The organism is Sphingobium agri, from assembly GCF_023051225.1.
Lineage (GTDB): Bacteria > Pseudomonadota > Alphaproteobacteria > Sphingomonadales > Sphingomonadaceae > Sphingobium > Sphingobium agri.
On sequence record NZ_JALKHS010000006.1, the window covers coordinates 1,346,147 to 1,364,392 of the forward strand.

22 protein-coding genes and 1 tRNA gene are annotated in these 18,246 nt (G+C 62.1%); 9 read left to right on the forward strand and 14 right to left on the reverse strand.

Going from position 1 to position 18,246, the window contains the following annotated elements:
- Positions 1-6: 6 nt before the first annotated feature.
- Positions 7-82: transfer RNA gene (locus MU848_RS09970), tRNA-Ala, on the reverse strand.
- Positions 83-278: 196 nt separating this feature from the next.
- Between MU848_RS09970 and MU848_RS09975 the strand changes: the two genes are divergently transcribed.
- Both MU848_RS09975 and MU848_RS09980 read left to right on the forward strand, forming a co-directional pair.
- Positions 279-1,202: a DUF2171 domain-containing protein gene (locus MU848_RS09975; protein WP_097091313.1), complete on the forward strand. Its 924-nt coding sequence runs from the start codon at positions 279-281 to the stop codon at positions 1,200-1,202.
- Positions 1,203-1,358: 156 nt separating this feature from the next.
- Entirely contained in the window at positions 1,359-1,697 is a 339-nt protein-coding gene (locus MU848_RS09980; RefSeq protein WP_247231511.1) for a DMT family protein, read from the forward strand.
- 17 nt (positions 1,698-1,714) lie between these two features.
- Here the strand turns inward: MU848_RS09980 and queA are convergent, their stop codons facing one another.
- From queA to MU848_RS10005, 5 genes are all read right to left on the reverse strand, one after another.
- Complete coding sequence (queA, locus tag MU848_RS09985; protein ID WP_247231513.1) at positions 1,715-2,743, reverse strand: tRNA preQ1(34) S-adenosylmethionine ribosyltransferase-isomerase QueA; 1,029 nt, start codon at positions 2,741-2,743, stop codon at positions 1,715-1,717.
- A gap of 68 nt (positions 2,744-2,811) precedes the next feature.
- Positions 2,812-3,570 (reverse strand): peptidylprolyl isomerase, encoded by a 759-nt coding sequence (locus tag MU848_RS09990; RefSeq protein ID WP_201513545.1) that lies wholly within the window; start codon positions 3,568-3,570, stop codon positions 2,812-2,814.
- A 93-nt stretch (positions 3,571-3,663) separates the two neighbouring features.
- Positions 3,664-4,176, reverse strand: a complete 513-nt coding sequence (gene coaD / locus MU848_RS09995) for a pantetheine-phosphate adenylyltransferase (protein ID WP_201513544.1) — start codon at positions 4,174-4,176, stop codon at positions 3,664-3,666.
- Positions 4,177-4,179: 3 nt separating this feature from the next.
- Positions 4,180-5,088, reverse strand: a complete 909-nt coding sequence (locus MU848_RS10000; RefSeq protein ID WP_097092734.1) for a polyprenyl synthetase family protein — start codon at positions 5,086-5,088, stop codon at positions 4,180-4,182.
- An 11-nt stretch (positions 5,089-5,099) separates the two neighbouring features.
- Entirely contained in the window at positions 5,100-5,360 is a 261-nt protein-coding gene (locus tag MU848_RS10005; RefSeq protein ID WP_097091308.1) for an exodeoxyribonuclease VII small subunit, read from the reverse strand.
- Between the two features lie 170 nt (positions 5,361-5,530).
- Between MU848_RS10005 and MU848_RS10010 the strand changes: the two genes are divergently transcribed.
- A complete protein-coding gene (locus MU848_RS10010) occupies positions 5,531-5,914 on the forward strand; it encodes a hypothetical protein (protein WP_097091307.1) in 384 nt (127 codons plus the stop codon).
- Positions 5,915-5,964: 50 nt separating this feature from the next.
- On the opposite strand, the gene MU848_RS10015 is transcribed toward MU848_RS10010, so the two are convergent.
- Positions 5,965-6,408: a DUF805 domain-containing protein gene (locus MU848_RS10015; RefSeq protein ID WP_247231516.1), complete on the reverse strand. Its 444-nt coding sequence runs from the start codon at positions 6,406-6,408 to the stop codon at positions 5,965-5,967.
- A 103-nt stretch (positions 6,409-6,511) separates the two neighbouring features.
- On the opposite strand from MU848_RS10015, the gene purL reads away from it, so the two are divergent.
- On the forward strand, positions 6,512-8,689 hold the full coding sequence (purL, locus tag MU848_RS10020; RefSeq protein ID WP_247231518.1) for a phosphoribosylformylglycinamidine synthase subunit PurL: 2,178 nt from the start codon (positions 6,512-6,514) through the stop codon (positions 8,687-8,689).
- A gap of 33 nt (positions 8,690-8,722) precedes the next feature.
- On the opposite strand, the gene MU848_RS10025 is transcribed toward purL, so the two are convergent.
- Positions 8,723-9,490, reverse strand: a complete 768-nt coding sequence (locus MU848_RS10025; protein ID WP_247231520.1) for a methyltransferase domain-containing protein — start codon at positions 9,488-9,490, stop codon at positions 8,723-8,725.
- Between the two features lie 59 nt (positions 9,491-9,549).
- Between MU848_RS10025 and MU848_RS10030 the strand changes: the two genes are divergently transcribed.
- The 3 genes from MU848_RS10030 (at position 9,550) to bfr (ending at position 11,660) form a co-directional block, all read left to right on the forward strand.
- A complete protein-coding gene (locus tag MU848_RS10030) occupies positions 9,550-10,794 on the forward strand; it encodes a DUF418 domain-containing protein (RefSeq protein WP_247231522.1) in 1,245 nt (414 codons plus the stop codon).
- 55 nt (positions 10,795-10,849) lie between these two features.
- A complete protein-coding gene (locus tag MU848_RS10035; protein WP_247231524.1) occupies positions 10,850-11,020 on the forward strand; it encodes a (2Fe-2S)-binding protein in 171 nt (56 codons plus the stop codon).
- Positions 11,021-11,180: 160 nt separating this feature from the next.
- Positions 11,181-11,660 (forward strand): bacterioferritin, encoded by a 480-nt coding sequence (bfr, locus tag MU848_RS10040; protein WP_097091301.1) that lies wholly within the window; start codon positions 11,181-11,183, stop codon positions 11,658-11,660.
- Between the two features lie 40 nt (positions 11,661-11,700).
- On the opposite strand, the gene MU848_RS10045 is transcribed toward bfr, so the two are convergent.
- Positions 11,701-12,108 carry a (deoxy)nucleoside triphosphate pyrophosphohydrolase gene (locus MU848_RS10045; RefSeq protein ID WP_247231526.1) on the reverse strand — a complete coding sequence of 136 codons (408 nt, stop codon included), beginning with the start codon at positions 12,106-12,108 and terminating at the stop codon, positions 11,701-11,703.
- 81 nt (positions 12,109-12,189) lie between these two features.
- Between MU848_RS10045 and MU848_RS10050 the strand changes: the two genes are divergently transcribed.
- Positions 12,190-12,375 carry a Flp family type IVb pilin gene (locus MU848_RS10050; RefSeq protein ID WP_201513539.1) on the forward strand — a complete coding sequence of 62 codons (186 nt, stop codon included), beginning with the start codon at positions 12,190-12,192 and terminating at the stop codon, positions 12,373-12,375.
- A gap of 131 nt (positions 12,376-12,506) precedes the next feature.
- Positions 12,507-12,671 (forward strand): Flp family type IVb pilin, encoded by a 165-nt coding sequence (locus tag MU848_RS10055; protein ID WP_201513538.1) that lies wholly within the window; start codon positions 12,507-12,509, stop codon positions 12,669-12,671.
- 88 nt (positions 12,672-12,759) lie between these two features.
- On the opposite strand, the gene MU848_RS10060 is transcribed toward MU848_RS10055, so the two are convergent.
- From MU848_RS10060 to MU848_RS10080, 5 genes are all read right to left on the reverse strand, one after another.
- Complete coding sequence (locus tag MU848_RS10060; protein WP_380800610.1) at positions 12,760-14,235, reverse strand: M48 family metalloprotease; 1,476 nt, start codon at positions 14,233-14,235, stop codon at positions 12,760-12,762.
- A 76-nt stretch (positions 14,236-14,311) separates the two neighbouring features.
- Positions 14,312-15,256 (reverse strand): acetyl-CoA carboxylase carboxyltransferase subunit alpha, encoded by a 945-nt coding sequence (locus MU848_RS10065; RefSeq protein ID WP_247231528.1) that lies wholly within the window; start codon positions 15,254-15,256, stop codon positions 14,312-14,314.
- Between the two features lie 11 nt (positions 15,257-15,267).
- Positions 15,268-16,185 (reverse strand): tyrosine recombinase, encoded by a 918-nt coding sequence (locus MU848_RS10070; protein ID WP_247231530.1) that lies wholly within the window; start codon positions 16,183-16,185, stop codon positions 15,268-15,270.
- 4 nt (positions 16,186-16,189) lie between these two features.
- The gene (locus tag MU848_RS10075) at positions 16,190-18,001 is read right to left on the reverse strand and encodes a hypothetical protein (RefSeq protein WP_247231532.1); all 1,812 of its coding nucleotides are present in this window, start codon (positions 17,999-18,001) and stop codon (positions 16,190-16,192) included.
- A 4-nt stretch (positions 18,002-18,005) separates the two neighbouring features.
- A complete protein-coding gene (locus MU848_RS10080; RefSeq protein ID WP_097091295.1) occupies positions 18,006-18,194 on the reverse strand; it encodes a hypothetical protein in 189 nt (62 codons plus the stop codon).
- Between the last annotated feature and the right edge of the window lie 52 nt (positions 18,195-18,246).

Sequence of the window (18,246 nt, forward strand, 5' to 3'; positions counted from 1 at the left end):
AAAGGATGGTGGAGCCGAGGGGGATCGAACCCCTGACCTCGTCATTGCGAACGACGCGCTCTCCCAGCTGAGCTACGGCCCCAAGGAGCGCTGCCTATAAGCGAGCCGCTTTTGCCTTGCAACGGGCTTTTTCTCATATCTGCCCGTGCCAGCCCGACCGACCGCTCGGTTCCAAAGGCGGATGTTACCTCCACGTAACGGCCGGAACGATGCGCCTTTCCACTCATTGGTGAAACAACGGCTTCAGGCCGTAGCAACAGTAGCCAAGGAGAAGTATCATGGGCTATCAAGGCGGACGCCGCTATGGAGGCGATGACAGGACTCGCGGCGATTGGGATCGCGGCTCGGACCGCTATCGAGGCCAGCGCGACTGGCGTGATGACCGCAGCTATCGTTATGGGACGCGTGGCCAGTTCAGCGGTCCTGATAGCCGACGGGCACCGGAGCAGTATGATCCTGAAGAGCGCGGCTTCTTCGATCGGGCAGGTGACGAGATTCGCAGCTGGTTCGGCGATGAAGAAGCCGAACGCCGTCGCGAATATGACGAATATTATAATCGCCCCTATGGCGACCCGCGCGACGAAAGCAGCCGCATCGGCTTCGCGTCAGCATCGCGCAGCAGCCAATATCTGCCGAACCGGGGCTACGCGCCCTTCACTGGCGAACGCAGCGGGTTCGGCAGTGAAGACCATGGCAACCGCGTGCGCTCCTATGGACCGACGCATGATTATGGCGAGCATCACGACGCCAACTATCATGCCTGGCGCCAGCAACGGATCGACGAACTGGATCGCGACTATGCGGAATATCAACGCGAGCATCGCGACCGCTTCAACAATGAGTTCGGCAGTTGGCGCACGCGCCGCACGGAACAGCGGCAGGCGGTGCAGCAGGTTCGCGAACATATGGAAGTCGTGGGCAGCGACGGCGAACATATCGGCACCGTCGACAAGCTGAGCGGCGATCGCATCATCCTGACCAAGACCGATCAGGATGCAGGCGGCGTCCACCATTCCGTCCCGTCGTCCTGGATCAGATCGGTGGACGAACAGCGGGTGACGCTGGAAAAGACCGCCGATGAAGCGCACAAGGCCTGGCGCACCGAACGGGAGCAGAATGCGATGTTCGGGGAAGGACGCGACCAGAATAGCTGGAGCAGCAGTGGTTCGAGCAGTTCGCGCGACACGTACCGGTATCGCTGATTGCCAATGAGCGACGGAAGGGGCCCGGCGATGCCGGGCCCTTTTTCTTGTGCGCCGAAGAGGCTATCCGACGTCGGCCGATAAGGCCCGCCATCCCTCTTGCGCTCTGCCTACCGGCGATGGCACAGGCCGATCCCTCATCTGTCGAGGCCGTTCATGCCAACCATCCTGCTGCTGGTCGTTTCAAACATCTTCATGACAGTCGCCTGGTATTGGCATCTGAAAGGCGGGATGGAAAAGCCGATCCTGATCGTCATCCTGATCAGCTGGGGCATCGCGCTGATCGAATATTGCTTTGCCGTGCCTGCGAACCGCGTCGGCTTCGCCAGCGGGTGGAGCGCGGGGCAGCTCAAGATCGCTCAGGAAGCGATAGCGCTGATCGTGTTCGGCGGGTTCATGGTGACGGTTCTGGGCGAACCGCTGCACTGGCGGCACGCGGCGGCATTTCTGTGCATCATGGCGGCGGTGGGTTTTCCGTTCGTGGGCCGGTCCTAGCCCGGCTGGGCCACGGCTTACGGCAACAGCAGCGACGAGTCCCCATAGCTGTAGAAGCGGTATCCGCTCTCGATCGCATGGGCATAGGCCGCCTGCATGCGCTCTCGCCCCATGAGCGCACTTACCAGCATGAACAATGTCGATCGTGGCAGATGGAAGTTGGTCATCAGGCCATCGATCGCGCGGAAGCGATAGCCGGGCGTGATGAAGATGCGCGTCTCGTCGGCGAAGGGGCGGATGATGCCATCCTCGCCACAGGCGCTTTCGAGCAGGCGCAGGCTGGTCGTGCCGACGGCGATGAGGCGGCCGCCCGCCTGGCGGGCGGCGTTCAGCCGATCGGCGGTGGCCTGTTCGATCCGGCCCCATTCCGCATGCATGCGGTGGTCGTCGGTATCCTCAGCCTTCACGGGCAGGAATGTGCCAGCGCCCACGTGCAGCGTCAGCGTTTCCGACAGTACGCCCGCATTCGCCAGCGCTGCCATCAGATCTGGGGTAAAGTGCAGCGCCGCCGTGGGGGCTGCGACCGCCCCATCCTCGCGCGCGAACATCGTCTGATAGTCGCTGCGGTCGCGCGCGTCGGTTGGCCGCTTGCTGGCGATGTAGGGCGGCAACGGCATGCGCCCTGCCCGCTCCAGCAGAACCTCCACGGGCTCATCGCCTTCGAACGTCAGGGTGACGCCGCCATCGTCGTCGCGCGGCCCGGCAAGAGCCGTGACGCCCGCGCCGAAATCGATCTGGTCACCATCGCGAACCCGCTTGGCGTTGCGGAGGAAAGCCTGCCATTGGCGGAGGCCGAGCCGCTTGTGGAGCGTTGCCCCGATCCGGGCCTGGCCACGAAGCCCTTCCAGTTGGGCGGGGATGACCTTCGTATCGTTGAAGACCAGCACGTCACCGGGCCGCAAAAGGCTCGGCAGGTCGCGCACGATGCGATCCTCAAACGGCCTGTCGCCATCAACCAGCAGCAGGCGGGCAGCGTCGCGCGGTGATGCTGGCCGGAGAGCAATGCTCTCAGCAGGCAATTCGAAGTCGAACAGATCTACGCGCATGCGGGCGCTATCCTCTAAGCAGGATCATCATGCCGGAGTGCCCCGGCATGATCCGCCTTTCTTCAGCCTTAGCGCTTCTTTGGTGCAGCCTTCTTTGCCGCGGCCGGTGCGGGCGCGACAATGGAGGGCGCTGGAGGTGTGGGCAGCGCTGCTACCGGCGCCTTTCCATCGCTTTCGATCGACGCCTGGAGAATGGTCGACGGATTAGCGGGCGGCTCGCCCGGAGCGATGGCATCGACATATTGCATGCCTTCGATCACGCGGCCGAAGACGGTATATTTCTTGTCGAGCTGCATGCGCGGCAGGAAGAGGATGAAGAACTGGCTGTTGGCGCTATTCTCATCCGCTGCGCGCGCCATCGACACGGTGCCGCGCAAGTGGGGCATCGGGTTGAATTCTGCCTGAAGGTCAGGGAGCGAGGAACCGCCGGTGCCGTCACCCTTGGGATCGCCGCCCTGCGCCATGAAACCGGGGATGACGCGGTGGAATTTCAGGCCATTGTAGAAGCCCTGACGCGTCAACTGCTTGATGCGTTCGACATGCTGCGGGGCGATGTCAGGGCGCAGCTGGATGCGCACTCGCCCGCCGCTCGACAGGTCGAGATCCCACACATTTTCCGGGTCCACCGGCACGGTCGCGGGCGGCAGCTTCACTTCTGCGTCCTGACCCATTGACTTCGCGTTCTGTTCAGCGCGCGCGGCGGCTTCCGCCCGCTTCATCTCTTCGCCATTGCCGCCAGGAGCGCCACCCTGGGCCAGCGCCACGCCGCCCGACGCATAGAGAGCGACAGTGATCGCCACGGTCTTGAACGCCGAACTGAACCGCATGGATAAGCTTTCCCTGATTTGGACCTTGAAGGCGAAGCTGCCCTGATAGCGCGCTCTTCGCGATTGGCAACTGAACGAAGGCTGAGCAGCCTGTTATTGGCCGCCCTTCTGCCCGAGCATCGCCACCCGAGCGACTACATCATCCCGCACGCGGGCGCTGACAAACTTGTCGATCGGCCCGCCATACAGCGCGATTTCCTTCACCAGGCGCGAAGCGATCGGCTGGAGCGATACATCGGCCATCAGGAACGCGGTTTCGATCCGGTGGTTGATCTGGCGGTTCATGCCGGTGAGCTGATATTCATATTCGAAATCGGTGACGCCCCGAATGCCGCGGATGATGACGCTGGCGCCCTGCGATTCGGCGAAATCCATCAGCAGCGAATTGAAGCCGGTAACGACGATCTCCGCGTCGATACCGGCGCATTCGCGCTGCACCATCTCCAGCCGTTCTTCATCCGTGAACATGGGCGATTTTGCGATATTGGTGGTGACGCCGATGACCAGCTTGTCGACCAGCTTGGCGCCCCGGCGGATGATATCCATGTGACCCAAAGTGATCGGGTCGAACGTGCCGGGATAGACCCCTACCCGCTGACTGCTCATGCCTTACCGGTCCCTTTCCACGATATAATCCGCGATCGCGCGCAGCAGGTCCGCTTCTGCCCCGAAGCCGTGCAGATGCGCCTTGGCCTGATCGACCAGCAGACGCGCCTGTTCCCGCGCACGCTCTATCCCGAGCAGGGAGACGAAGGTTTCCTTGCCAGCCGCCGCATCCTTCCCCACGGCCTTGCCCGCAAGGTCGGCGTCCCCTTCGACGTCCAGCAGATCGTCGGCGATCTGAAAGGCAAGGCCGATGTCGCGCGCATAGCCGTGCAGGCTGGTCCGGGACTCCGCCGGAATCCGCGCCATGATGGCGGCCGCATCCACGCAAAAGCCGATGAGCGCGCCGGTCTTCAACTGTTGCAGCCGCGTGACGGTGGCGAGGTCGAAGCTGGTGCCGTCCGCCTCCAGATCCATCATCTGCCCGCCCGCCATGCCAGCCGGTCCGCTGGACAGCGCGAGCGCCTTTACCAGCTCCACCCGAACGAACGGATCAGGATGGGTTTCCTCATCCGCCAGCACTTCAAAAGCAAGGTCGTGGAGGCAGTCACCCGCAAGGATCGCGGTCGCTTCATCAAAGGCCTTGTGGATCGTCGGCTTGCCCCGGCGCATGTCGTCGTCATCCATCGCGGGCAAATCGTCATGCACCAGCGAATAGACATGGATGCACTCGATCGCGAGGCCGACGCGCAGCAGCGATTCCGCCGAGATGTTGAACAACTCGCCAGCGGCCTGCACCAGCAGTGGCCGCAATCGCTTGCCCCCGCCGATGGCGGCGTGCCGCATCGCTTCATAAAGCCGCGCGCGCGGGTCTTGCGGGACGGCGAGCAACAGATCGAACGCGCGATCTATGGCGGCAGCGACGGCAGATGCCCGATCCGCCAACAATGCTGATCCGGAGGCCCTTCCCTCCATCATCGCGGCGCTCAATCCGCGCCGAACGGCTGGGCACCCGTGACGGCGCCGCTTTGGTCGAGGGTCAGTTTCTGGATACGGGCTTCGGCGGCCTGCAAACGCTCCAGACAGCGTTTGCGCAGCTCTTCACCCTGGGCGTAGAGCGAGATCGACTCATCAAGCGGCACATCGCCGCTCTCCAGCCGCCGGACAATGGACTCGAGTGCGCGCAGCGCATCTTCAAACGACAATTGGGACAAGTCGCCCGGCTCTGTCTTGCTGTCTTCGGCCATGATCTCTGCATTGGCGGGCGCTGGAGGCGCGGTCAAGTCCGCACCGTGCCGGAGCCCTGATTCCCGACCACTTCGTCACGAAAGCGTCATGAAAGAAGCCACAAGAATGGCGGGATTTTGGCAGTTTTGCGTTGACGCTTGCGTCAGCAAGTGCACATAGAAGGACCGCTATGAAATATTATCTCCCCCTAATTTCCGTCGTTGCTCTCAGCCTCCTTTCCGCTTGCAACAAAAATGATGAACCCGAAGTCGTCGGCGGCCCCGCCGATCCGATGGCTGCGCAACTCGCCAATGCAGCGCCTGTCGAACTCCCCCCTTCCGTGAAGGTGAGCCATCAGTATCGTTGCAAGGACAACAGCCTGATCTTCGTCGACTTCCTGAGCGATGATAAGACCGCGAACCTCCGCACCGAAAAGACTGGCGCGCCGACGAAGCTCGTCGCGGCAGAGCCGGGCAAGCCCTTTACGGCAGAAGGCGGCTATTCGGTCGAAGGCAGCGGCAAGCAGATCATCGCAACTCTTCCGGGCAAGAGCGGCATCAGCTGCAAGGCCTGATCACCGCCTCCCATGTCTTTCACAGGCCGGGCCTCACCGCCCGGCCTTTTTCATTTGCGCGACGGGGACACCAGTTCAGGCTCGCCCACTTCAATGGGATCGGGACCGAAGCGGTTGGCCCCGCGCGTCCCGCTCATGATGAAGAACACCAACAGAATAAGGCTGCCGATCAACGGAAAGAAGATGATCAACAGCCAGAAGCCGCTCCGGTCGGTGTCATGCAAACGGCGCACGGCTACCGCCAGCCATGGGATCAGCATGGCGAGGCCGAACAGGCCCGTGAGTGGGCCGCCACGGGTTTGATAACCGGTGTCGAACCACCATGGCCCACGCCGCACCCAATGCTCCGTCGTGCTGAGCCCCAGCAGCCCCTCTATGAGGCTGATCGCGATGAAGCAGATCAGGAGGAAGAGGATGAACATCCAATATTCCTTCGGCCGCGCCCGCCCGGAAAAACGGGCGTAGCGACGCAGCGGCAACAACATCCATTCCATTTCCGTCCTCCCACCATGATCCAACGCATATTAATAGCATGTTTTCCCGAGTTGGGCTGGCCAAGGATTGTCTATCCGCCCCTCCCCGGCTAAAGGCGCGCTCATGTCGACCGCAGCCACTCAGATCACCCCGGAAATCGTCGCCGAACATGGCCTTTCGCCGGAAGAATATGACCGCGTATTGAACGCCCTCGGACGCGAGCCCAACCTTACCGAATTGGGCATATTCTCGGTCATGTGGTCGGAGCATTGCTCCTACAAGTCGAGCCGCATCCACCTGAAGAAGCTGCCGACCGAAGGCCCGCAGGTCATTTGCGGCCCTGGCGAGAATGCGGGCGTCGTCGATATCGGCGATGGCCAGGCGGCGATCTTCAAGATGGAGAGCCACAACCACCCGTCCTACATCGAACCCTATCAAGGCGCGGCGACGGGCGTGGGCGGCATCCTGCGCGACGTGTTCACCATGGGCGCCCGGCCGGTCGCGAACATGAACGCGCTGCGCTTCGGCCGCCCCGATCATCCGAAGATGAAGCATCTCATCAGCGGCGTGGTGCATGGCATCGGTGGCTACGGCAACTGCGTGGGCGTGCCGACGGTGGGCGGCGAAGTGAATTTCCACCCGGCCTATGACGGCAACATCCTGGTCAACGCGATGACGGTGGGCGTCGCGGAGACGGACAAGATCTTCTATTCGGCCGCCTCGGGTATTGGCAATCCGATCGTCTATGTTGGCTCCAAGACGGGCCGCGACGGTATCCATGGCGCCACCATGGCCTCCGCCGATTTCGGCGACGACGCGGACGCCAAGCGCCCAACGGTTCAGGTTGGTGACCCCTTTACCGAAAAGCTGCTGATCGAGGCTTGTCTCGAGCTGATGGCGTCCGATGCGATCGTCGCGATTCAGGACATGGGCGCGGCCGGCCTTACCTCCTCCTCCGTCGAAATGGCTTCGAAGGGCGGCGTCGGTATTCAGCTCAACATGGATAACGTGCCGCAGCGCGAAACCGGCATGACGGCTTATGAAATGATGCTGTCGGAAAGCCAGGAGCGCATGCTGATGGTGCTCCAGCCGGGGAAGGAAGCTTTCGCCGAAGCGATCTTCCGCAAGTGGGAACTGGACTTCGCGGTTATCGGCCATGTGACGGACACCGGCCGCATGGTGCTGGTGCACAAGGGCGAGACCGTCTGCGACATTCCGCTTGCTCCGTTGGCCGATGATGCGCCGCTCTATGACCGCCCATCGATGCCGAAGGATGAGTATAAGGCCTGGACCAAGGTCGAGCCGCTGGGCGAGATCGCGGAAAGCAGCGACATTGGCGCAGATCTCGTAAAGCTCATGGGTTCGCCCGACATCGCCAGCCGCCGTTGGATCTGGGAACAATATGACCATATGGTCGGCGCCGACACGGTGCAGCGTCCTGGCGGCGATGCCGCGGTGGTCCGCGTCCATGGCACGCAAAAGGGCATCGCGATCAGCACCGACTGCACCCCGCGCTACTGCTATGCCGACCCCTATGAAGGCGGCAAGCAGGCCATTGCGGAATGCTATCGCAACATCAGCGCAGTCGGCGCGACGCCGCTGGCCGTCACCAACTGCCTGAACTTCGCCAATCCGCAGCGGCCTGAGATCATGGCGCAGCTGACCGGCTGCCTCGACGGCATGGGTGACGCCTGCCGCGCGTTCGACTTCCCGATCGTGTCGGGCAATGTGTCGCTTTACAATGAGTCGAAGGCGACGGGTGGCGGTTCGGCCATCCTGCCCACGCCTGCGATCGGCGGCATCGGCCTGCTCAAGGATATCGATGTGATGGCGACCGTTGCCTTCAAGAATGAGGGCGACGCCATCTGGCTGATCGGTGGCCAAGGCACGCATCTTGGCCAGTCGATCTGGCTGCGTGAAATCGCAGGCCGCGAAGCCGGGGAAGCGCCGAAGGTCGACCTCGCCGCCGAGCGCGCTCATGCGGAAACGGTCCGCGCGCTCATCGCCGACGGAAAGGTCAGCGCGGTTCATGATATTTCTGATGGCGGCCTGCTCGTCGCCGTCGCTGAAATGGCGCTCGCGAGCGGCAAGGGCGCAGAGCTCAGCGCCGAATTGACCACCGCAGCAGCCTTTGGCGAGGATCAGGGCCGCTATGTCGTGACAGCAGCGGCGGGCGTGGACATTCCGGGCGCGGTGAAGATCGGGACCGTTGGCGGCGATCAGGTTGCGGGCGTCAGCCTTGCCGATCTCCGCTCAGCACATGAGGGCTTCTTCCCCAATTTGATGGACGCCGAACTGTAAGGGCGGATTTGGCGAGCTGATGGGCGGGCTGGGTCAGGCAGACCTCGTCACCCGCCCGAACAGCAGTTGATAGACATCCTCGCCCCCCTCCGCATCGAATACGGCCATCACCTTTCTGAGGTCCTTGGGGGAAAGGGGTTGGCGCCCCTCGCTGGACACCACCGCGCCGATCCCTTTCAGATGCGAGAGCAAGCCCCGCGCGCCGCCGCAGTGGAGAGCATAGTCTTCCTCGAAAACGAACGCGTCGTCATACCGCGCCAGCATGGAAGATAGTTCGCGAGTCGACGGGTAGTCAGGGACGCCGGGTATCAGGCCGCAGGCTTCATGAGCTGCCCGCCATTTCGCAAAGCTCCCCCGCCCCATCGTCGAAAAAATGATGCTTCCGCCCGGCTTCAACAGGCTGACCAAGCGAGCGATCGCTTCTTCCAGATCGTCGAACCATTGGAAGGCCAAGCTGGAAAGGATCAGGTCGAACCACTCGCCTTCGAACGCAGGCGCTTCTCCATCCATTGCGATGAAAGTGCCCGCGACGAAGGCTCCGGTCGCGGTGCGCGCGAGCATTTCTGGCGAGAGGTCGGTAACGAACAGTTCGGCCGCGGGCCATCGCTGCTGGATGTCACGGGTCAACAGCCCCGTTCCGCAGCCGATTTCCAGAATGCGCTCCACCCCTGAAGATTTCTGCCGTTGAGCAAGGTCGGCGACCAAGGCCGCTGCCGCGCGCTGCGGACCGGCATGATCCTCATAATGATCCGCCGCCGCGCCGAACGCCTCGCTTATCCGTTGCTTGCGGCCGCTGTTCATGGCTAGTCGCATGGCAGAGCAACGCCGCCTTTGCCAGCGTCTTTAAGGAACCTTGCCACATGATCGCCCCATCATCCCGGATCGCCGCCATGGACGTGCTGCGCGGCTGCGCGGTGATGGGCATATTGTGGATGAACATCAGCAGCTTCGCCCTGCCGCAGACCGCTTATTTCAATCCGAGCGTCGCGGGGCCGCTTTCGGTTGGCGATAAGCTGTTCTGGTTGACCAGCTTCCTGCTGTTCGACGGCAAGATGCGGGCCCTCTTCTCCATGCTATTCGGCGCGTCGATGCTGCTTTTGATCGATCGCGAGGAAATGGCGGGGCGCTACGGGCAGCGCGCGCAGATCATCCGGGCAGCCTGGCTCTTCGTCTTCGGCCTCGCGCATTATATGCTGCTATGGTCCGGCGACATATTGATGAACTACGCCCTGATCGGGCTCGTCGCTATGATGTTCATCGGTAAGGAGCCGCTGTCGCTCCTCAAATGGGCGTTCCTGTTCTTCCTCGCTCATTTCCTGATCTGCACGGCATTTGTCCTTAGCCTCCATGGATGGGCGGAGGCGGCCGCCGCGCCCGACGCCGCCACAACCCTAAAGGACAGCTTTGCCCGCTATATCGGCGCATTGAGCAATCCGGACGATCCCGCGGTCCGGGAAGAAATCGCCACCTACCGGAGCGGCTTTGCAACCATAGTGGCGCATCATCTGGAGCTCTATGTCAGCAATTGGTGGTGGTCCTTTTTCCTGAGCGCGTTCGACACGCTCGGTTTCATGCTGATGGGCATGGCCATGCTGAAGGGCGGGTTTCTGACCGGACGGTGGCAAGCGGAGCAATATTGGCGCACGGCAAGGCATTGTTTCCTGATCGGGCTGCCTCCGATGGCGGGCCTCGCGGCCTGGCTGATCCTGCGGGATTTCCCTGCCTTGCCATCCCTGGCCACGTCGCTTGCCTGGTCCTTTCCCTTCCGCATCCCGCTCGCGGTGGGCTGGGCAGCGCTGATCCTATGGGTGTTCGTCGGCCATGGTGAGCGACGAATCGTGATGGCGGTTGCGCGCACGGGTCGGTTGGCGCTCAGCAACTATCTGGGCAGCAGCTTTTTCATGTGCGCCCTATTTTATGGATGGGGTCTCGGGCTATTTGCCCTGCTGCGGCCTTCGCAACTGCCGCTGCTGGTGCTTTGCGCCTGGCTTTTCATGCTGGTGTGGTCGACGGCATGGCTTGCCCGATTCGCCATCGGACCTTCGGAATGGCTTTGGCGCACCCTCGCGCGAGGAAAAACGCAAAAGATTCGCAACAGCATCTAATATTCTATTGCGACCCATTATCATCTGAGATATTTCCCGATTCAGGGAGAGCCTCATGGTCGTCTGTGTCTGCAATGCTATTCGCGAAAAGGATCTTAAGGAAGCCGTGCGCAGTGGCGCGGATACCCCCTCTAGCGCTTATGCCCGTCTTGGCCGCCGTCCCAAATGCGGGCAGTGCGTCCCCTTCGCCCGCACGCTGATCGCTGCCGAGCGTGCCAGCGCCTGATCAGCATTGCAAATCATCCGCAGTTAACCCGCTTCCATCGCCGAGAACTCGACGCAATAGCGCTAGAGAAAAATGGCTGTTTTCCTGGGCTTTCGGGTTAACAAACCGGATCACGCACCCTATAGTTACGCTTTCATTCCAATAGCCGGAGGACAGCGCCATGAAGGGTGACTCCAAGGTCATCGACTATCTCAACGAGGTCCTCAAGAACGAGTTGACCGCGATCAATCAATATTTCCTGCATTACCGGATGCTTGATCATTGGGGCATCGAGAAGCTCGCCAAGTTCGAATATGAAGAGTCGATCGATGAGATGAAGCATGCGGACAAGGTCGCGGAACGCATCCTGTTTCTCGACGGGCTGCCCAATTTCCAGCTGCTCGGCCGTTTGAAGATTGGCGAAACGGTCGAAGAGGTACTGAAGGCCGACCTCGCACTGGAATATGAAGCGCTTCCCGTCCTGAAGGACGCGATCGCCTATTGTGAGACCGTACGCGATTATGTCAGCCGCGACCTGTTCCAGTCGATCCTCGAAAGCGAGGAAGAGCATGTCGACACATTGGAAACCCAGTTCGAAATGATCGAACGCATGGGTATCCAGAATTATATCCAGCTTCAGAGCAAAGCTGCGGAAGATTGATTCATAAGGTGGGTGGGCGCTTGTTCGCCTGCCCCCTTTCTCAAATCAGCGAATCGAGCAAGCCGATCAGCGGCAAGTCGGCTGGAGGCATTTCCAACGCATACATTTGATTGGGCCTCACCCATTTCAGATCGGTAGCGTGCCGCGCTTCGGGCAAGCCTTCCCATTTTCGGCAAACATAGAGCAGGAGCAGCAGGTGCCTGTCGCCAAGCGCCTCGCTGGCGAAAGCGGCTGGCGCGAGACAGCTTGCATGGGTGCGGATGCCCAATTCTTCCTCCAGTTCGCGAATCAAGGCTGCTTCTGGCGTCTCCCCCATTTCCACCTTTCCGCCAGGAAATTCCCACAGGCCCGCCATCGCTTTGCCTGGGGGCCGTTGCTGAAGCAGCACCCGGCCGTCCGCGTCGACCAACGCTGCAGCAACGACCAGAAGCGGGAAATTTGTCGTCATATCGGTCCAGCAAAAGGGGTTTGTTAACTGTCGCCCTTTTACAGGGGTAAGCGGGACTGTCTGCAATAAACGGGTGGTACAATGCGTGGGGTGATCAAACGCCTGTCCCGATCGGGATTGTTGCAGTGTCAGCGGGGGGCAACAGCTGTTGAGTATGGGTTAATCTTGGCCCTCGTTTTTCTCGCGATGATCGCTGCAGTATCGAACGTCGCAAACAAGACCGTGGGCATGTGGAACAACGTCGCAACTGAAGTTCTCGCGCATTAACCATTAATCTCAGACCTGCTCGACGATATTAAAGCTTTGTCAACCTAACCCTCATAAACCGTCCATTGCTGACCTATTTCTAGCGGGGCGGCTGGGTAGTTAAACGGGAATTCAAGTCAAGGAGACTTCACATGAAGTTCGTTCGCAAGATGCTGAAGAATGAAAAGGGTGCTACGGCCATCGAATACGGCCTGATCGCTGCGCTGATCGCTGTCGCCGCTATCGGCGCGATGACCAGCCTCGGTGGCAAACTGACCAACACGTTCAACAAAGTTTCGGGCAACATGGGAACGTAAGTTTCGACCTGATCTTTTAGAAAAGGGCGGCAGGAGCGATCCCGCCGCCTTTTTTTGTCTCGCACGCTCAGCACGATCGGCCCAGATCTCAAATAATGATCTTCACCCGCTGACCAGGACGAAGCACTGCCTGAGCCTTGAGCGCATTGATCGTGAGAAATCTTTCCAGTTGATAATCCGGATAAGCCATTCGCCGGCTGAGCGACTGCACGGTATCTCCTGCCTTTACCGTAACCACATTCACGCGGCGCGGCTTTATGGCTGCTGCTTCCTGAGACGTGAGTCGCGTAACCGACTGCACCAGGGGAGCGAATGGCCCTATCCCCTGCCCGGCAGGCGTCAGGAGCAGGAAATGATATGCTTTGCCGCCGCCAAAATCATAGGCGAATACAGTAGCATCCACTTGGGTAGAGTTGGCATTTGCCCGAATGCTGCGCCACGCAGCGGGAATGCCATTCACCGTGGTGCGGCGCACATCTCCTTCCGGCACGCGGCTACTACTGCCGCCCAACTTCGCGAAGACCGAGTCGATATAAGCGCCAAGATCGCCTGAATAAGCGCCGCCACCAAATTGCGCCTGCCCGCCGGAGCCGGAAATCGAGACCGCGCTCGCGCTATTTTCCATGCCAAAGCCGGAAGGTGCGGTGAACGCCAGGCGCAGGTCTGGATGCCGGAAACGGCTGCCTTCGATCACACCCTGCCGCGGATCGTCACCGTAAAGAACGCCGTCCAAGGCTTTCAAGAACTGATCTTGATTGCGTGCCCCAGCAGACGCTTTCTGCGCCGAGGCGTTGCGCGCCGCGCGCCCGACACGGGAGGCGGGATCGGGGTGCGTGCTTGCCCATTCGGGAACAGACCGGGCATTGCCCATCACGCGCGCATCCAGGCTGCTCTGAGCACCCAAGGATGCCAGCATGGACGATAGCGCCCGAGGATCATAGCCCGCCGAAGCAAGGTAACGGATGCCGAGGTCGTCCGCCTCATATTCCTGAGTGCGTGAGAATTTGAGCGTCAGCAACTGGCTGCCGGTGCCGATGCCTTTCTGCAGCAACCCGGCAAAGGCAGAATCGCCTAGCAGAGCCCCCGTCAGCACCTGCAGCAATGTTCCGCCGATGGCATTGCGCTGCGCCGCCTGCTGACGCCGCTGGCCATGCTGAGCCGCGACATGCCCGATTTCATGGCCGAGTACGCCTGCAAGCTCTGCTTCGTCATTGGCCAGCGCCATCAACTGACGGGTCACATAGACATAGCCGCCGGGAATGGCGAAAGCGTTGTTAACCGGCGAATTCAGCAGCGTTACGGTGAAATCGCCTTGAGCGTTGGACAATCCGGATTGAACGGCGATGCGACGGCCCACCGTCTCCGCATATTTCGCCTGAGGGCCAGTATAGGCGCCGCCAAATTCATTAAGCAGCTGCGGGTGCTGCTTCGCGCCGCTTGCTTTTTCCTGCGGGCTGATCGACGTCACTGTGCGGATCGCGCGTTGCTGCCCCAGAACTGACGGTGCTGCGATGGCGGCCGCGATAGCAATCGCCCCGCTTGTCCATGCCAATGCCTTTTTCACGGCTCCTCCACATGCTGAACCTGTTACCCGGACGAAACGAGGTTCCGGGATGCATGTTCCTTCAGGAAGAGCGAGATCAAGCGCCGATGGCTAGAAATTTGTCCGCGCGGTCGGTGCGAAGTTCCTGGGGCCCGAGGCCTGCGAGCGAGTCCAGTTCTTCGCCAATAGCTGCGCCAAGGCTGGCGATCGCCTGCACAGGTTCGCGGTGCGCGCCGCCGATCGGCTCCGTAACGATGCGGTCAATTACGCCCAAACCCTTGAGATGCTGCGCCGTCACCTGCATGGCCGTAGCGGCATCGCTCGCCTTTTCCGCGGTCCGCCACAGAATGGAGGCGCAACCTTCGGGCGAGATGACCGAATAGACCGCATGTTCGAACATCAGCACCCGGTTGGCAGCGGCCAGCGCCACCGCGCCGCCAGAGCCGCCCTCACCCACCACCGCAGCGATCATAGGAACGCCCAGCGCCAGGCACTGCTCCGTCGAACGGGCGATAGCCTCAGCCTGGCCGCGCTCCTCCGCCTGAACGCCTGGGAAAGCGCCCGACGTATCGACCAGCGTCACGACCGGCAGGCCGAACCGGTCAGCCAACTGCATCAGGCGGATCGCCTTGCGATAGCCTTCCGGCTTCGCCATGCCGAAATTGTGGCGGACGCGGCTGGCGGTGTCGTCACCCTTTTCATGACCGATCACCATCACCCGGCGATCGCCCAGCATCGCCAGGCCGCCGATGATCGCCTGATCATCCGAAAAGGCCCGGTCCCCGGCGAGCGGCATGAAATTGTCGAACATGCCCGCGACATAATCCTTGAAGTGCGGGCGATCGGGATGCCGGGCAACCTGTGTCTTCTGCCAGGGCGTCAGCTTGGCATAGGTGTCCACCAGCATCTTGGCGGCGCGCTGCTCCAGCTTCTCGATCTCGCCGCTGATGTCGATATCACCAGCGCTTGCAGTCGCTCGCAACTCAATGACGCGCGCTTCAAGCTCGGCGATAGGCTTTTCAAATTCCAGAAAGCTAACCATGGCCGACGGCGTTAGGGCGCAGACGCTTCTTCGTCAACGAAACGATGGCGCATCGTCGCCAGTGGATGGCGGCTGTTCACCAATTCGACCAGCCGGCGGCTATCGACATGCGTATAGATTTGGGTCGTGCCGATGTCGGCATGGCCAAGCATCGACTGGAGCGCACGCAGGTCCGCCCCGCCTTCCAGCAGATGCGTGGCGAAGGCATGGCGCAACACATGGGGGCTCACCCGTTGCGGCGCGATGCCCGCGGCTGCGGCAAGCTGCTTCACCAGTTGATAGAGACGGATGCGGCTTAAATGGCTCTTGCCTGAGGGAAAGAGCCAAGGGCTGCCCCCGGGCACATGCGGCAGCCAAGCGGAGACGGCTGCCCGCGCCCGGTCCGATATCGGCACCAGCCGCTCCCGCGCGCCCTTGCCCTTCAGGATCAGGAACGGCCGGTCGGTGGCCAGCGCCCTGCGCGGCAAGGAGACCAGCTCGGTCGCGCGCAGGCCCGAGCCGTAAAGCAATTCGATCAACGCCGAGAGACGAAGATCGAGCGGCGACGGATGCGCGACGGCGAGCTTTTCCTCTATGAGGTCGAAGAGAGATTCCACCTCCTGCGCCGACAAAATCTTGGGCAGGGGGCGCCGGGTGACCGGACGCGGCAATGCAGCGGAGGGATTGTCGCCGCGCAGCCCTTCTTCTTCCAGAAAGCCGTAAAAAGCGCGCAGTGCCGAAGCCTTTCGCGCCACCGAAGAAGCGGAAAGTTCCGCCCAGGCGGCGGCAAGCCCCGCAATGGCGTCCTTGCTTGCGGCGGAAAGGCCACCCAAAATCCTGGCCGCACCTTCCAGATCAGCGCGATAGGCGAGCAAGGTATTGCGCGAGGCACCGCGTTCCGCTGCCATCATCTCCAGAAAACGGCCGATCAGCGCCCCATCCTCTCCCATGGACTCAAATCCGCGTTATCGCCTCCGCCGCGATCATCCGCGCTTCGGGGTCGAGCCCGACCTGATGCAGAGCCGCAACGATGTGATAGAGGTGAGCGGCAGGCAGGCGATTCCACTCCGCCGCCTGCATGCCCACGGCGGCGAGCAACGCGACAGTCGCTTTCTCTCCCCGCCCTGCGGCTTGGTGGATCGCCCGCGCCCAACGGCTGTTCACCGCAAGGTTCAGGCCATTATCCTGCGCCAGGGAGGCACTGTCCTGCGGACCCAGCCGGGCAAGTCCCGCCAGAGCCGCAATCAACATCTGGCCTTTTGCCGCGCCAGCCTCATCGGCGAAGGAGGATACACGCCCTTCGCTGATGTCGACCACCGCGCTCGGCGCTCCCACCGCTAGCAAAGCCCAAAGGTCGCCCGCGCCGTCGCCCTCCGCCTGCCGTGCGATGCCGCTCCAGCGCGCGGCGCTACGGTCATAGCCTGCCGTCAGCATGGACGCGACCAGATTGGCGGCCTCCCGCGCGTCGATCGTGGTGACGGGCAAGGCGGCCGCCGCCTTCGCCGTCGCGATCAGGCCGACATAGTCAGGCTTGCCATTGTCGCGCCACAGCGTCCGCATCCCCTGAACGCGCTCTCCTGGCGAGCCTGCGCGATAGGCGTTGCGCAGCGCATCGACCTTGTCGGCAATTTCGGGGGTCGCATCGCCATCGGCGGCCAACTGGCTATAGAAGCCGACCAGCGCCTGACTGGAGAAAACGCCCAGTCGCGCGGCTGCTTCCGAACCGGGCAGGCGGCGAACTGCGCTCAATGCAGGCGCGCGCGCTTCCCATGCCCGCACATGGCGCCCCGCCGTGGCGTAAAGCGCGTCGGGGATTTCAACATTGAGGGCGGTGGCAAGGCCGAAACGCCACGCCGTCAGCCCATCTACGCCGTCCCATTCGATCTTCACCGACCGGCGCGCATTAAAGCCGGTGCCGACGACCTTCTCTGCCAGGCGATAATCGACGCCGCGCACGACGCCCCGGCGCTGCGCCTGGTTGAGCGCCGCACTGGCAGACCCCTGATCCCCCGACAGCGCCGGGCAGATCGCCCGCGTCATGTCCCATCCGGGTTCCTTGCTATAGCGCAGCGCACCGGTCGAAAGCGGACATAAACCGGCCGGGTCCGCGGCCGCCAAGTAGGTCTGCATCGCCACGGCATAGAGGCGCGGTGTGAACTTGTCGGAATCGACGCTCTGCACCAGCAGCCGCGCGCTGTCCGCTTCGCCCATCCGCAGCAGCAGCCACGCCCGTTCGGCAACCCAGTCTGCGCCATTGATATCGCGCGGCGTGTCCGTTGCCGAAAGCAGCGCGCGGCGCAGCAGGATGGACGCCCAGCGCGACGTGACCGGCGCGCGCGTTTCCTTCATCAATGTCGCGAGAAACAGGCCGGATTGGCCGCCAAATGCATCGGGTTCCAGGCCGAGCCGCGCGGGCGTGAGCGGCCCGACACGGTCCAGCGACCGCTGCGCGCCGGGGGGCAGATCATATTTCTGCTTCTGCGCCGCCAGCTCTTCCTCGGACAGCTCATCCACTGCCTCGCCCGCCAAGGCGTTGTCCGCAGACGGTACTTCGCTGCTGGGCGGCAAAGGCTGAACCATCGGCACAGGCGCGCCGGGGGTTGCCGGACGCGCGGGCTGAGGCGCGGAAGCCGGCGGTGCCGGAGGCGCCTCTCCGAAGCCCGGGGGCAGGAGAGATTCCGGCGACTCCTGCGCAATCACCGGCAGCGCGAGAGCGAACGCCAGCGTCCCCAGCGCCCATTTCGCATTCACCCGGCTTTGACGCATGAACTTATTTGCCCAGCTTTTCGGCGGGAATGGTCTTTTCCACCCGCTGCTGCGGCTGTTCGCCGCCACGCGACCAAAGCAGCGCAACGAGACCCGCAAGCAGGACGATCAGAACAATGGGAATGAGTGGCAGGCGCGTACCGCGACGGCGTGAGCTGCTTTCGAAGGTGCTGAAGGAACGATTGCTTCTCATGGATCCTTGTGCGGCCTAGCCGTCTAGTTGAGGAAAGTTGCGATTTGCCTCC